Genomic DNA, 14118 nt, shown 5'->3' with positions numbered 1-14118 from the left:
TCTTTCCGATGCATCAGAGAACTACATATCTAAAGGAGGAATTTAGAAGATGTGCACAGCTAACCTAATTAGCCTGAAGGAAAAGATGGCCGAGTACACCGGCAAGGTAGAAAAAGCCCAGGCCAAATTTCCGGAACGCAAAAACTTACCTTACAACAGGCTTTATACTCCCCTTGATATTGAGGGCACCGACTATGAACAAGAGATTGGTTTCCCCGGACAATATCCGTTTACCCGCGGTGTGCAGCCAACTATGTATCGCGGCCGTTTCTGGACCATGCGTATGTATGCCGGCTTTTCCACTGCGGAAGAATCTAACAAACGGTATCGCTACCTGTTAGAGTCCGGCGGCACCGGTTTATCCTGCGCCTTTGACCTGCCGACCCAGATTGGTTATGACTCGGATGATCCGATTGCTGAAGGTGAAGTCGGCAAAGTGGGTGTTGCTATCGACTCACTGGCTGATATGGAAATCCTGTTTGACAGCATTGACCTTGGCAAGGTATCGACATCCATGACGATTAATGCCCCGGCTTCCGTACTGCTGGCTATGTACATTGCCGTTGCTGAAAAACAAGGTGTCAGCCCTGACAAACTCAATGGGACTATCCAAAATGATATTCTGAAAGAATATGCGGCCCGCGGTACTTATATTTTCCCGCCTAAGCCTTCTATGCGGCTTATCACCAATATTTTTGAATATTGCTCACAGCATGTCCCTAACTGGAACACCATCTCTATTTCCGGTTACCATATCCGGGAAGCCGGTTCGACAGCTTCCCAGGAAATCGCTTTCACAATTGCCGACGGTATTGCCTATGTTGATGCTGCCATTAAAGCCGGTTTAAATGTTGACGATTTCGCCGGACGCTTGTCCTTCTTCTGGAATGCTCATAACAATGTACTGGAAGAGGTTGCTAAGTTCCGCGCTTCGCGCCGGGTCTGGGCCAAAGTAATGAAAGAACGTTTTGGTGCGCAGAGCCCCAAATCCTGGATGCTGCGTGTACATACACAAACAGCCGGCTCCATGCTTACCGCGCAACAACCGGATAATAATATTGTCCGCGTTGCTTTGCAAACAGCGGCAGCCGTGCTTGGCGGTACCCAATCCCTGCACACCAATTCCAAAGACGAAGCGCTGGCTTTGCCCACCGAAGATTCGGTACGTATCGCGCTGCGCACCCAGCAAATTGTGGCCTATGAAAGTGGTTTAGCCGATGTGGTTGATCCGCTGGCCGGTTCGTATTACATCGAGGCGATGACCAATCAAATCGAGCAGGAAGCCTGGGATTACATTAAGAAAATTGATGATATGGGCGGCGCTGTTGTGGCTATTGAAAAAGGCTATATTCAGCGTGAAATCCAGGAAAGCGCTTACAAATGGCAAATGGAAGTAGAAAATAAACAGCGCGTTATTGTTGGCGTTAACCAGTTCCAAATTGAAGAAAAGGCGGTAGAAGGTCTTTTACGTGTGGATGCTTCTGTTGGTGAATTACAGAAGAAAAAACTCTCAGACCTCCGCGCCCGCCGGGACAGTGCTGCCGTTTCGGCTGCACTTGCTAAACTGGAAGCAGGCTGCAAAGATGAAAATACTAATCTTATGCCGCTTATTCTTGAGGCTGTTAAGGCCTATGCAACTCTTGGAGAAATCTGCGGCGTAATGCGCAAAGTATTCGGCGAATACGAAGCTCATGTAAGCCTATAACTCTAAAATAGGAGGGACAACGATGGAAAAACGTATTAGAGTATTGGTAGCAAAGCCTGGCTTGGACGGTCATGACCGCGGCGCCAAAGTCGTAGCCCGCGCTCTCCGTGATGCTGGATTTGAAGTAATTTATACTGGCCTTCGCCAGACGCCGGAACAAATTGTGGAAGCATCACTGCAAGAAGACGTAAATGTGGTGGCAATCAGCCTGTTATCCGGCGCTCATAATCACCTCTTCCCCCGCATTGTCGAGCTGTGCAGACAAAAAGGCATGTCCGATGTACTTATCATTGGCGGCGGTGTTATTCCCGATGCCGACATTCCGGGACTTAAAGCCGCCGGTGTGGCCGAAGTATTTACTCCAGGCACCCCGACAGCCAATATTGTTGAATTTATCAAAACTACAGTAAAATAATAAACACTCGCATTTGTGAGATGTACAGGTGATAGGAATGAATATCGTAGAAGAGGTGCTGGCCGGCTCCAAACGAGCCCTGGCCCGCGCTATCACCGCTGTGGAAAATGAGTACGATGAAGCAGCCGAGATTATGAAAAAACTCTATCCCCATACCGGTAATGCACATGTTATCGGCATTACCGGCCCCCCTGGCGCCGGCAAAAGTACCCTTACTGACAAATTGGCCAAAGAATACCGCTGTCAGGGAAAAACCGTGGGGATCATAGCCGTTGACCCAACAAGCCCTTTTTCCGGTGGCGCTATTTTAGGTGACCGTATTCGGATGAATGAACTAACCCTGGATGAAGGGGTATTCATTAGAAGCATGGGAACAAGAGGCAGTCTGGGGGGATTGTCACGCAAGACCGCGGAAGCTGTAAAAATATTAGATGCTTCAGGCAAGGATGTTATTTTTATTGAGACCGTGGGTGTCGGCCAGTCTGAAGTCGACATTGTTAAAGCCGCCGATACCACCATGGTAATGCTGGTACCAGGCCTGGGGGATGATATTCAGGCGATTAAAGCCGGTATTTTAGAAATTGCCGACATATTTACCATCAATAAAGCGGACAGAGATGGCGTAGACCGGTTAAATACTGAAATTGAGATGATGCTGGACTTAAATCAGACCATGCTGGCATGGCGGCCGCCGGTAAAACGGACGGTAGCCAGTAAAGGGGAAGGCATCACCGAGCTTGTTGCCACCATTGAAGAGCATATTTGCCATCTGAAACAATCAGGACAGCTGTCCGCCAGGCGTACAGAACGTACGAAAAATGAACTTATTGCTTTACTGGATGAACAAATCGGCCGGTATATACTTAAGACCGTTATCACCGGCGGTACCTTCGACTCGTTAGTGGCGGCCATCGAAAAGCGGGAGCAAGACCCGTACACCGTAGTTACAGATTTATTGCGTCAAGTGCTGCGCTGATAGAAAAAAAATACGCAGTTGACAGGAAAATATAGTACCTGATATTAAAATATGGTATTATGAGAAAGATTGGATATATCAATCAAATTTTAACAGGAGGTATTGCGAATGTCCCAAGAGTGTAAATCAGGCGTAAACGCCCGTAAATTCGAGGTCCTCAAAGTTGATCATATTGGTATTGCAGTAAAAGACATGGAACAAGCCAAGAAATTTTACACAGAAGTGCTTGGCATGACAGCTATGGGTGAAGAAGTTGTGGAAGAGCAAAAGGTAAAAGTATGCTTTATTCCCTGCGGCGACAGTGAAGTGGAATTGTTAGAATCAACTTCTCCGGATGGTCCTGTAGCTAAATTCATTGAAAAGAACGGCGAAGGCATTCAACACGTAGCCCTGCGTGTTGACAACATTGAGGCTGCTCTTGCGGACCTTAAAGAGCAAGGTGTTCGCCTTATCGACCAGGCGCCGCGCTATGGCGCCGGCGGTGCCAGCATTGCTTTCATTCATCCAAAAGCAACCGGCGGCATTTTACTCGAATTGTCTGAACGCAAGTAATCCCCAAGAGTTATGGAGGTGTTTTTCTAAATGGCTACAATCCAGGAAAAAATTGACGATCTGAAAAAACGCCAGGAAAAGGTTAAGCTAGGCGGCGGGCAAAAGCGTGTTGACAAACAGCATGCCAGCGGTAAGCTTACTGCCCGTGAGCGTGTGGAAAAATTATTAGATCCGGGAACTTTTGTTGAACTGGATCAATTTGTCACCCATCGTTGCACTAATTTTGGCATGGAAACAATAGAATCTCCGGGCGAAGGCGTAGTGACAGGCTATGGCACTGTTGACGGCCGCTTAGTATATGTATTTGCCCAGGACTTTACCGTTATTGGTGGTTCGCTGGGAGAAATGCATGCCAATAAAATTGTAAAAGTACAAAAACTGGCTCTTAAAATGGGTGCTCCGTTAATCGGCATTAATGATTCCGGCGGCGCACGTATCCAGGAAGCGGTGGATGCTTTATCCGGCTATGGAAAAATTTTCTATCAAAATACCATGGCTTCAGGCGTAATCCCGCAAATTTCGGTAATCATGGGACCTTGCGCCGGCGGTGCCGTATATTCACCGGCTTTGACCGATTTCATTTACATGGTCAAAAATACCAGTCAAATGTTTATTACCGGCCCGCAGGTTATTAAATCGGTTACGGCTGAAGAAGTTACGGCCGAGCAATTAGGCGGTGCCATGACCCATAACTCGACTTCCGGGGTGGCGCATTTTGCCACGGAAAATGATGATGACTGCATGCAGCAGGTTCGTTATCTTTTAAGCTTCCTGCCAAGCAACAATCTGGACGAAGCTCCGGTTGTCAACAAAGGCGATGATCCTAACCGTATGGATGAGGGGCTTAATACCCTGCTGCCGGATAACCCGAATCAGCCCTACAACATGAAGGATGTAATTAAATCGGTTGTCGACAATGGCGAGTACTATGAGGTTCATGCTCATTATGCGCAAAATATCATTACCTGCTTTGCCCGTTTTGACGGTCAGCCGGTAGGTATTATCGCCAATCAGCCTAACAATATGGCCGGTTGCCTTGATATCAACGCCTCTGACAAATCGGCGCGGTTTATTCGCTTCTGTGACGCTTTCAACCTGCCTTTAGTTAATCTTGTTGATGTTCCCGGCTTTTTGCCTGGTACTGATCAGGAATATGGCGGAATTATTCGTCATGGTGCTAAAATGCTGTATGCTTACTCGGAAGCTACTGTTCCTAAAATTACCGTTATTACCCGTAAAGCCTATGGCGGGTCCTATCTGGCCATGTGCTCCCAGGATTTAGGGGCCGATCAGGTTTTGGCCTGGCCGAGCGCCGAGATTGCGGTTATGGGGCCGGCAGGAGCGGCTAATATTATCTTCCGTGGTGATGCTGATGCGGAAGCGAAAACAGCAAAATATGTGGAAGACTTCGCTACTCCGTACAAAGCGGCAGAACGCGGTTTCGTTGACCAAGTTATCGAACCGAAAGAAACCCGGCCACGGATTATTACTGCGCTCAACATGCTGGCAACCAAACGTGAACAGCGTCCGGCTAAAAAACATGGTAGTATTCCGCTATAATTCTCTCGCTTACACCTTCGAAACAGAAAGAAAGGGGACAGTAACGTGGGATTTTTAGATTCGATATTCGGAAAACCTGAGCCGCCCAAGCCTAAGAAAAAGAAGAAAAAACCAACGGCGGCAGCAACCGAATCGCCAATAGCCTCTTCAATGGCCGTAGATGCAGAGGGCATTAGCCCTGAAGTCATTGCCGCCATTACTGCCAGCATCTATGCCATGATGGGAACCGGCAACCTGGCTGTCAGGATTACCCGCACAGGCAATCAATGGGCAAATGTCGGACGGCAGAAGATTATGGATAGCCGTCAATTTGCGTAAGTGAATAGAACACCATCAATGAATGGAGGTCCGTTACAATGAAAAAATTTAATGTAACCGTTAATGGCAATACTTATGAGGTAGAAGTAGAAGAAGTGGGCGCCGCTGCATCCGCTCAGCCTCGTCCGACCGCTGCTCCGGCTGCTCAAGCTCCGGCTGCCGCACCTGCTGCTGCTCCGGCACCTAAGGCCGCTGCTCCTGCACCGGCTCAGGTTTCTGCCGGTGATACCCCGATAGTGGCTCCGATGCCTGGCAAAGTATCTAAAGTCATGGCCAAAGCCGGACAGCAGGTTAAGAAGGGTGAAGTCATCCTTATTCTGGAAGCCATGAAAATGCAAAACGAAATCGGCGCTCCGTCCGACGGTACTGTTAAATCGGTCAACGTAGCCGCCGGTCAAAATGTTAAACCTGGTGAGGTTATGGCTGTACTTGGCTAAGCCTATTCTCACAGCAAGCCGCGTTTTTCTAAGGTAAGGCTATTTGTCACATCAATGGCCGGCGATAATCGTGTTTTTAGCAAATAGAGAAATAGTGCGGTACTCTTTAAGCCGCACTATTTCCTACTACATAACGCTGAAATGTTATGTAAAGCTTATAATGATGCCGCTTCTTTCACAAACATATATTAGGAGGTACTGAACACACATGGAAGCATTGATTCACCAATATCCTTGGCTCGACGAACTTCTCATGGGCTTCATTGGTCTTTCCTGGAAGCATGTGGTTATGTGGGCTGTCGGCGCATTACTCATTTATCTTGCAGTAAAACATGATTATGAGCCGACGCTCCTTTTGCCGATTGGCTTTGGGGCAGTCCTGGCCAATATCCCGCATTCATCGGCTGTCGCTAATGCACCGGGAGAACAAGGGTTTCTCATTGTTCTCTATAACGCAGGTATTGCCAATGAATTATTTCCTGTACTTATTTTTATTGCCATCGGCGCAATGTGCGACTTTACGCCACTCATTCGCCGCCCTTCGGTCATGCTGTTTGCGGCTGCCGCGCAATTCGGTATTTTCGCCACCGCAGTTGGCGCAACCTTGGTAGGGTTTTCTTTTGAACATGCGGCGTCTATCGGTATTATTGGCGCTGCTGACGGTCCGACAACCATCTATGTAGCCAGCCGATTTGCCCAGGAATTGTTAGGACCTTTATCGGTTGCCGCCTATTGCTACATGTCATTGGTGCCGGTAATTCAACCGCCTGTTATCAGAGCCATTACTACCGAGAGCGAGCGCAAAATGAAAATGGGGTTTGAAGGGGAAGAACCTGTCTCGCAAACAACCAAATTTTTATTCCCGATCATGATTGTGCTTATTGCCGGCATCGTTGCTCCCATCTCGGTTGCTCTTATCGGCAGCCTGATGTTTGGCAACCTGCTGAAAGAAAGTGGTGTAGTAGAGAATCTTTCAAACTCTGCTCAAAATGAGCTTGCGAATCTGGTTACCTTGGTACTTGGTATTACCATCGGCGGTACCATGTCTGCCGAACGTTTCCTGACTTTTGACGTTCTTTTGATCATGGCTTTGGGTGCTGTAGCTTTCGTATTTGATACTGTTGGCGGCGTACTGTTCGCCAAGCTGCTGAACCTGTTTAGTCCGACCAAGATTAATCCGATGATTGGTGCTTGCGGTATCTCGGCCTTCCCGATGTCTGGCCGGGTAATTGCTAAAATGGCACTCAAAGAAGATCCTACTAATTTCATCATACAGCATGCTATCGGGGTAAATGTAGCCGGACAGGTTGCCTCTGTTGTGGCCGGCGGCTTAGTACTTGCTCTGATTCCTGCATTGGCAAAATAGGGAGGTAAATAGATGGAAAGTGCAACTTCAAAAGCAATTACCCTGATGACAGTCGCTTTGCCAACCATGTTCGCGGTTATTGGTGTCTTCATTTTTGCTACGAAGGCGCTTCATGCCGCATTTCCGGCACCGGTGGAAGAGGATGAAGATGATGATGAATACGAAGACGATGAAGACGAAGAATAAGAATAACGCTTAACATCCTGCTGTAAATCTCTATTGGATGATACTATATGAATTACCTAAGACGGGGAAGCTGTGTACGCGCTTCACCGTCTTATTATTTTTGTCCAAATTCCCGGTAAAGAGGTATTACACTCAAGCAATTGTGGAATAGTATAAAAAATGCGTGTTCGCGCTTGAAGATAAGGCTGCAAACACATTCATGATGTAGGAGGAATTGTAAATGGATATTTCAGTAGCAGCAATAATGTCAATAGTGGCCTTGGTCATTGTTGTCGTTATCAGTTGCGTCAACGAAGATCTTAATGTGGGTTTCCTTAGCATTGCATTTGCCATAATTGTTGGAGGCTTTTGGGGCGACACGGCCGGCACAAAAGTGCTTGGCTATTTTCCGACAGGCTTATTTATGATTTTAGTGGGGGTAACCTTCCTGTTTGGTATGGCCCAGACTAACGGCACCATGGAAAAACTGACAGCCTATTCGGTCCGCCTGTGTAAAGGCAATACAGCCATTGTGCCGTTAATCGTGTTTTTGCTGACAACCTTTATTGTTACTATCGGACCTGGTAATATTGCCGGTACCGCATTGATGGCGCCTGTAGCCATGGCCATTGCCACCAGGATCAATATGCCGGCCTTGCTTATGACCCTGCTGGTTGTTGGTGCCGCTAACGGCGCTGCTTTCTCACCTTTTGCTCCCACCGGTATCATTTCCAATGGCATAATCGCTAAAATGGCGCCAGGGCTTGGCATTGCGACCGAGCAGCTTAGTGGTTTAGCCTGGAAAATTCATTTTAACTCGGAAATAGCGCAAGGCTTTGTTAACATTGGCGGCTTCTTTGTTCTGGGCGGCTGGGCCTGGATTCAGAAGCAGCGAGGTCAGGCGTTGAATATTGATGAATTGGCTCCCAGGCCTGAACCGTTTAATAAGCATCAAATACTAACCCTTTTAGCTGTGTTTATCCTTATCCTCCTGGTTATCCTACCCGGTTTGCCTGCCACTAAAGGTTTATTTTCCAAAGCGATGATGAACATTTTAGCTAATGTGGGAACCATCGCCTTTATTCTGGCCGGCGTACTCATGCTGACCGGTTCCGGTGACAGCAAAGCGGCCATCAAGGTTATTCCCTGGGGTGTAATTATGATGGTTTGCGGGGTCACGGTATTAATTGAAGTTATGGATAAAGCCGGTGGCCTGAATGCCCTGGTAAAACTGATTGGCGCTATTTCCAATCCGACAACTATTAATGGCGTGCTTGGTTTTGTAACCGGTCTGCTTTCAGCTTATTCCAGTTCTTCCGGTGTTGTTATGCCAATGTTCCTACCCATGGTGCCCGGTCTTATCCAGGAAGTTGGCGGCGGTAACCCCATCGCCCTTATCTCCTCAATTAACATTGGCGCCCACCTTGTTGATACCTCACCTCTTTCTACTCTCGGCGCGCTGTGCATTGCCTGCGCGGGTGAACATGAAGACAAGGCTAAATTGTTCCGGAATCTTCTAATGTGGGGACTGGCCATGTCGGTGGTTGGCGGTATTGTCTGCTATATATTCTTTGGCATACTGGGTTTTTAGTTTTCTCATTGACCTTTCCCGAATAGCAGCAGCTTTGTCGATGAATGGCAGCAAATTTACGTAATTAGGGGGATGGTAGAATGAAGGCATTGCAGGATGTGATTGTGCTGGATTTAACGAGAGTACTGGCAGGGCCATATGCCAGCATGATGCTGGCTGACTTTGGGGCTGAAATCATTAAGATTGAACCTCCCGGAGTTGGTGACGATTCCAGGGCTTTTGGTCCTTTTATCGGTGAAGAGAGTGCCTATTTCATGAGCCTAAACCGCAATAAGCGCTCCATGACACTCAATTTAAAAAGTCCGGCAGCCCGTGCCTTATTTCGGGAAATGGTAAAAAAAGCCGACATTGTAGTTGAGAATTACCGTCCGGGCACTATGGAAAAGTTTGAGCTTGGCTATAGTAGTTTAAAAGAAATTAATCCCCGCATCATTTACGCTGCCTGCTCCGGTTTTGGTCAGACAGGTCCCTACCGGAATAAACCGGCCTATGACGTAATTGTTCAGGCAATGGGAGGGATTATGAGCATTACCGGGCCGGAAGGCGGGCCGCCTGTCCGGGTAGGCGCCTCTATCGGCGACATTATTGCCGGCCTGTTTACTGTAATCGGGATTGAAATGGCTTTATACCACCGGGAAAAAAGCGGGCACGGCCAAATGATTGATGTGGGAATGCTGGACTGTCAACTGGCTGTTTTGGAAAATGCCATAGCCAGATATATGGTAACAGGCACCGCCCCCGGACCGATGGGAAGCCGGCATCCTTCGATTGCCCCGTTTGAGGCGTTTACCGCCAAAGACGGTTCGCTCATCGTCGGTGCAGGTAATGATAAGTTATTTGAAAAATTATGTAAGGTAATAGGTCAACCCGGATTGGCGCAAGATTCCCGTTTTGCCACCAATGCCATGAGGACACAAAATGTGCGGCAATTAAAAGATTTGCTGGATGCTGCTTTTGTACACAAGACAGTTGATGAATGGCTTCAGGTGATGGAAGATGCGGGAATTCCGTGCGGCCCGATTAACACCATGGATAGAGTGGTAAATAACCCTCAGATTGTTGCCAGAGATATGCTTGTTGGTACTGAACATCCGGTTGCAGGTATGGTAAAAATGGCGGGAATACCTATTAAATTGTCAGATACTCCCGGAGTTGTTGAACAACCGGCGCCGCTCCTGGGACAGCACACGGAAGAAATTTTACAGGAATTTCTCGGCTTAAGTGTACAGGAAATTAACAAACTGAGAGAGAATAAGGTTATATAAAGCAATGTCACACGGAGGCTTCGATTGCATTGGAAAAAGTAGTAGTACGCTCACAAATCAGCAGAAAGAATTTTATGGTGATGACAGCAGCTGTAACAGCTTTTGCGGCTGTTGTCGTATTTTCACTTTACAAATGGTTTGCCCTTGGAATATTTCAACCGGTGGAGCTGATGGCTGAAGCGTTGGTGCTGTTTGTGCTTATTGAGCGTATGTCGGCAAAATACACCTATGAAATGGATAAGAAGGTACTCAGATTAATCAAACATGGTTTATTAGGCCGCATAACGCACGAAATTCCTTACCGTGATATTTTTGGCTTATACCGTTATAAGCCCCAGCTTATCGGCGTAATTAAATTTCGCCGTACCTATCGGTTTAATTCGGCGCTGGACAGCAGGAATGTCTGGACATTGGCCTATACCGCGCCGGGATATAAGGGGAAAATGGAAAATAGACGGTTTTACATTAAGCCAGGGCAGCAACTGCTCATCGCATTGCGGTCAAAATTACCTGAAAAAGTGGTGGCAGAAGAAAAAATTATTAAAGAAGTATTGCTGACAGAAGAAAAAAATGAAACCATGCTTAAAGGATAATAAATTCAAAAATATAAGCCTTTTTATACTAAAAGCCTTTTTGAACGTTACAGGTAACGTTTGAAAAGGCCTTTTTTATATTTATTGTGTTAATTTAAGATTTTGTACAAAATTTCACAAAAAAGTATAGTAATTTTTTTAAAAATCTGGTATTGTAAATACAGTTAGAATTTTTTCAATTTACTAACATCGGATTTACTTAATAACTATAAATAATGAGCAAAAATGCTTCCCAGAGCAGGAAAATTGATTGTAGTAGTAGAAGCATATATATTCTGACTGCACAGGCTAAAAAAACGTGGAGGTGAAAGCCTGATGGATAAGGAGCATGAAGGGATAGTTCTCGAGACTGACGGCGGCGTGGCCCGCATAAAGGCAAGCCGCCATAACGATTGCGAAAGCTGCGGCTCGTGTCCCGGCAACAATGCGATAGTTCTTGTCGCGCGCAACCCGGTGGGCGCGAAACGCGGGCAGAGGGTGGTTTTTGAAATCCAGCAGATAAGCATGCTGAAATCGGCTTTTGTTGTTTATGCCGTTCCTGTTTTGAGCACCATTGCCGGCGCTGTCGTAGGCTGGTATTTTGGAACCGAGATGATGGGGATTAACGACCCTTTCTGGTTGCAAATGGGCGGCGGGAGTATTGCTTGCGTCCTGTCACTTTTGTATGTTCGTTATTATGATCGCAAGGCCAGAACCAGGGCAGACATGCAGCCGGTAATCACCCGGATTTTGTAAGCAGTTTGGTTTGGGCTGGCCAAAATATTAAATTGCGGTTGAAAAATTTCTAAATAAAAAGGAGTTGAATTTATGGCAAAAAGCTTTCGCGGCGGGGTTCATCCCGACGACCGCAAGCGGTATACGGCTGCCAAAGCCATAGAAGTGGCGCCGATACCGCGGAAAGTCATCATTCCTACCAGGCAGCATCTGGGAGCGCCTTGCGCACCGATAGTCAAGGTGGGCGATCTGGTCAAGAAAGGACAGGTAGTAGCTGAGGCACAAGCCTTTGTCGCCAGTCCGATTCATGCCTCAACATCAGGTAAGGTGGTGGAAATTGCCGAATATCCTCATCCGGTTTTTGGCGCCTGTCAGGCAGTTGTCATTGAAAGTGACGGCAAGGATGAATGGGCACCCGGTCTGCCGCTTAGCCGCGACTGGCAGTCGCTTGATGTTAAAGAATTGAAAGAGATTGTTCGCCTTGCCGGTCTTGTCGGTATGGGGGGGGCAACTTTTCCGACACATGTAAAAATGTCTCCGCCTCCGGAAAAGCCTATTGACTCATTTATCCTAAACGGCGCAGAATGCGAACCGTACCTGACTGCCGACCACAGGGTAATGCTGGAGCAAACCGAGCGCATTATTACAGGCATGAAGATTGCAATGAAGATTCTTGGCGTAAGCAAAGGCTATGTCGGCATCGAAGAAAACAAGCCTGATGCCATTGAAATTATGCGTAAAGCTTGTACCGGTTCTGCTATCGAAGTTGTACCGCTTAAAACAAAATATCCGCAAGGTGCGGAAAAGACCCTGATTAAGGTTATCCTTGACCGGGAAGTACCATCCGGCGGCCTGCCTATGGATGTAGGTACTGTTGTTCAAAACGTTGGCACGATGGTGGCTATGGCTGATGCTGTCGAGAAAGGTATCCCCTTGATCGAGCGTGTTGCTACCATTACCGGTGGTGCTATTGCCGAACCTAAAAATATTTTGCTGCGGGTAGGCGCAACTTTTGCCCAGGCAATTGAATTGTGTGGCGGCTTTAAAGAGCAGCCGGTCAAAGTGATTATGGGTGGACCCATGATGGGGATGGCCCAACGCACTGTTGACGTACCTGTTATCAAAGGTACGTCCGGAATTTTAGCCCTGAGTGCAGCTGACGTAAATATGGGGGATGAACAGCCCTGTATTCGCTGCGGCCGCTGTGTAGAGGCCTGCCCGATGGGGCTGGTACCCAACATGTTCAGCATTCTTGGCGAACGCGGCGCGTTTGAGGTGGCCGTGAAAGAATATAACGTTTTGGACTGCGTGGAGTGCGGCTCATGCGTCTATGTATGTCCCGCCAAGCGCAATATTGTTCAGTATATCAAACTATGTAAAGTCCAAAACGCGGCCCAGGCTGCGGCGAAGAAATAGGAGGTGACGCAAAGAGTATGAGCGCAGAAGTAAAACTTGACACCGGTATGTTGACGGTCTCGGCGTCGCCGCATATCAGGTGCGATGAATCCATTTCCAAAATAATGTGGACCGTTAATATGGCTCTGGTGCCGGCGGCTTTATTTTCCGTTTATCAGTTTGGAATCGGGGCTTTTACTACTTTGGCCCTGTGTATAGCGGTATGTGTTTTGACCGAATATCTTATTCAAAAATGGCAGGAAAAACCTATTACCATAAATGACGGCAGCGCGTTTTTGACAGGCCTTTTATTAGGGATGAACATACCGCCGGATGTGCCGTGGTATATGCCGGTTTTTGGTTCTGTCGTTGCCATCGGCATTGCCAAACACACCATGGGCGGGCTTGGGTTTAATATTTTTAACCCCGCGCTAATCGGCAGAGCGGCGCTGGTTGCTTCCTGGCCGGTTTTGATGACAACCTGGCCGAAGATGGCTATGCCCGGCAAGGTTGACGCGCTTACTAGCGCCACTCCTTTGGGTATTTTAAAAATGGAAGGTTATGCCAAGCTGGTGGAGGTTTTTGGCGACCAAGCCACTATGTACAAGGCCATGTTTTTGGGCACACATGGCGGCAGTATGGGCGAAACTTCGGCGATTCTCCTGATTTTGGGAGGTCTTTACCTCATTTATCGGGGTTATGTAAATTGGCAAATTCCGGTTGTTATGATTTCTACCGTAGCGGTTTTGACTTGGATTTTTGGCGGCTTGTATAATGTTAACGGCTCTACCGGCCTTTTCACAGGTGACCCGATTTTGAGCATGCTTTCCGGCGGGTTGATTTTGGGGGCGTTTTTCATGGCTACCGACATGGTTACTATCCCCATTACCGTCAAAGGGCAGATTATATTTGCCGCCGGAGCGGGAGCTCTTACTGTTTTGATTAGGCTTCAAGGCGGCTATCCTGAGGGTGTTTGTTATGCTATTTTGCTGATGAACTCGGTAACGCCGCTTATTGACCGCGCTATTAAACCCGTCAGGTTCGGAAAAACGGTGTAAGGAGGTGG

Annotated in this window: 15 protein-coding genes; all 15 read left to right on the top strand. The window is 47.5% G+C overall.

Annotated elements, in window-relative coordinates; all coding sequences use genetic code 11:
- Window positions 1–85: 85 nt before the first annotated feature.
- Window positions 86–1705, top strand: coding sequence for a methylmalonyl-CoA mutase (locus GT1_RS02525; protein ID WP_376741998.1), 1620 nt, complete (start codon window positions 86–88; stop codon window positions 1703–1705).
- A 22-nt stretch (window positions 1706–1727) separates the two neighbouring features.
- Window positions 1728–2120: a cobalamin B12-binding domain-containing protein gene (locus GT1_RS02520; RefSeq protein ID WP_075754557.1), complete on the top strand. Its 393-nt coding sequence runs from the start codon at window positions 1728–1730 to the stop codon at window positions 2118–2120.
- A 37-nt stretch (window positions 2121–2157) separates the two neighbouring features.
- Complete coding sequence (gene meaB / locus GT1_RS02515) at window positions 2158–3096, top strand: methylmalonyl Co-A mutase-associated GTPase MeaB (protein ID WP_075754559.1); 939 nt, start codon at window positions 2158–2160, stop codon at window positions 3094–3096.
- A 108-nt stretch (window positions 3097–3204) separates the two neighbouring features.
- Entirely contained in the window at window positions 3205–3648 is a 444-nt protein-coding gene (mce, locus tag GT1_RS02510; RefSeq protein ID WP_075754561.1) for a methylmalonyl-CoA epimerase, read from the top strand.
- A gap of 30 nt (window positions 3649–3678) precedes the next feature.
- A complete protein-coding gene (locus tag GT1_RS02505; protein ID WP_075754563.1) occupies window positions 3679–5208 on the top strand; it encodes a carboxyl transferase domain-containing protein in 1530 nt (509 codons plus the stop codon).
- Window positions 5209–5253: 45 nt separating this feature from the next.
- Window positions 5254–5526 carry an OadG family transporter subunit gene (locus GT1_RS02500; protein WP_075754565.1) on the top strand — a complete coding sequence of 91 codons (273 nt, stop codon included), beginning with the start codon at window positions 5254–5256 and terminating at the stop codon, window positions 5524–5526.
- Window positions 5527–5564: 38 nt separating this feature from the next.
- The gene (locus GT1_RS02495) at window positions 5565–5963 is read left to right on the top strand and encodes a biotin/lipoyl-containing protein (RefSeq protein WP_188397142.1); all 399 of its coding nucleotides are present in this window, start codon (window positions 5565–5567) and stop codon (window positions 5961–5963) included.
- A gap of 208 nt (window positions 5964–6171) precedes the next feature.
- Window positions 6172–7329 (top strand): sodium ion-translocating decarboxylase subunit beta, encoded by a 1158-nt coding sequence (locus GT1_RS02490; RefSeq protein WP_188397140.1) that lies wholly within the window; start codon window positions 6172–6174, stop codon window positions 7327–7329.
- Between the two features lie 12 nt (window positions 7330–7341).
- Window positions 7342–7515 (top strand): hypothetical protein, encoded by a 174-nt coding sequence (locus tag GT1_RS02485; protein WP_188397138.1) that lies wholly within the window; start codon window positions 7342–7344, stop codon window positions 7513–7515.
- Between the two features lie 220 nt (window positions 7516–7735).
- The gene (locus tag GT1_RS02480; RefSeq protein WP_188397136.1) at window positions 7736–9085 is read left to right on the top strand and encodes an SLC13 family permease; all 1350 of its coding nucleotides are present in this window, start codon (window positions 7736–7738) and stop codon (window positions 9083–9085) included.
- 80 nt (window positions 9086–9165) lie between these two features.
- On the top strand, window positions 9166–10350 hold the full coding sequence (locus GT1_RS02475) for a CaiB/BaiF CoA-transferase family protein (protein WP_188397134.1): 1185 nt from the start codon (window positions 9166–9168) through the stop codon (window positions 10348–10350).
- A gap of 29 nt (window positions 10351–10379) precedes the next feature.
- On the top strand, window positions 10380–10943 hold the full coding sequence (locus GT1_RS02470) for a hypothetical protein (RefSeq protein ID WP_188397127.1): 564 nt from the start codon (window positions 10380–10382) through the stop codon (window positions 10941–10943).
- 315 nt (window positions 10944–11258) lie between these two features.
- A complete protein-coding gene (locus GT1_RS02465) occupies window positions 11259–11678 on the top strand; it encodes a SoxR reducing system RseC family protein (RefSeq protein ID WP_188397124.1) in 420 nt (139 codons plus the stop codon).
- Between the two features lie 72 nt (window positions 11679–11750).
- Window positions 11751–13073, top strand: a complete 1323-nt coding sequence (gene rsxC, locus GT1_RS02460) for an electron transport complex subunit RsxC (protein WP_188397122.1) — start codon at window positions 11751–11753, stop codon at window positions 13071–13073.
- A gap of 17 nt (window positions 13074–13090) precedes the next feature.
- The gene (locus GT1_RS02455; RefSeq protein WP_188397120.1) at window positions 13091–14110 is read left to right on the top strand and encodes an RnfABCDGE type electron transport complex subunit D; all 1020 of its coding nucleotides are present in this window, start codon (window positions 13091–13093) and stop codon (window positions 14108–14110) included.
- Window positions 14111–14118: the final 8 nt, after the last annotated feature.

This window comes from Sporomusa sp. GT1 (genome assembly GCF_014634905.1).
Taxonomy (GTDB): Bacteria; Bacillota; Negativicutes; order Sporomusales; family Sporomusaceae; genus Sporomusa; species Sporomusa sphaeroides.
Note: the sequence above shows the minus strand (reverse complement) of the source record. Positions and strands in the feature narration are given on the sequence as shown.

Excerpts from the sequence above, each read along its gene's own strand:
- GT1_RS02525 (WP_376741998.1), top strand. The coding sequence starts at position 86 with ATGGCCGAGTACACCGGCAAGGTAGAAAAAGCCCAGGCCAAATTTCCG.
- GT1_RS02520 (WP_075754557.1), top strand. The coding sequence starts at position 1,728 with ATGGAAAAACGTATTAGAGTATTGGTAGCAAAGCCTGGCTTGGACGGT.
- meaB (WP_075754559.1), top strand. The coding sequence starts at position 2,158 with ATGAATATCGTAGAAGAGGTGCTGGCCGGCTCCAAACGAGCCCTGGCC.
- mce (WP_075754561.1), top strand. The coding sequence starts at position 3,205 with ATGTCCCAAGAGTGTAAATCAGGCGTAAACGCCCGTAAATTCGAGGTC.
- GT1_RS02505 (WP_075754563.1), top strand. The coding sequence starts at position 3,679 with ATGGCTACAATCCAGGAAAAAATTGACGATCTGAAAAAACGCCAGGAA.
- GT1_RS02495 (WP_188397142.1), top strand. The coding sequence starts at position 5,565 with ATGAAAAAATTTAATGTAACCGTTAATGGCAATACTTATGAGGTAGAA.
- GT1_RS02490 (WP_188397140.1), top strand. The coding sequence starts at position 6,172 with ATGGAAGCATTGATTCACCAATATCCTTGGCTCGACGAACTTCTCATG.
- GT1_RS02485 (WP_188397138.1), top strand. The coding sequence starts at position 7,342 with ATGGAAAGTGCAACTTCAAAAGCAATTACCCTGATGACAGTCGCTTTG.
- GT1_RS02480 (WP_188397136.1), top strand. The coding sequence starts at position 7,736 with ATGGATATTTCAGTAGCAGCAATAATGTCAATAGTGGCCTTGGTCATT.
- GT1_RS02475 (WP_188397134.1), top strand. The coding sequence starts at position 9,166 with ATGAAGGCATTGCAGGATGTGATTGTGCTGGATTTAACGAGAGTACTG.
- GT1_RS02465 (WP_188397124.1), top strand. The coding sequence starts at position 11,259 with ATGGATAAGGAGCATGAAGGGATAGTTCTCGAGACTGACGGCGGCGTG.
- rsxC (WP_188397122.1), top strand. The coding sequence starts at position 11,751 with ATGGCAAAAAGCTTTCGCGGCGGGGTTCATCCCGACGACCGCAAGCGG.
- GT1_RS02455 (WP_188397120.1), top strand. The coding sequence starts at position 13,091 with ATGAGCGCAGAAGTAAAACTTGACACCGGTATGTTGACGGTCTCGGCG.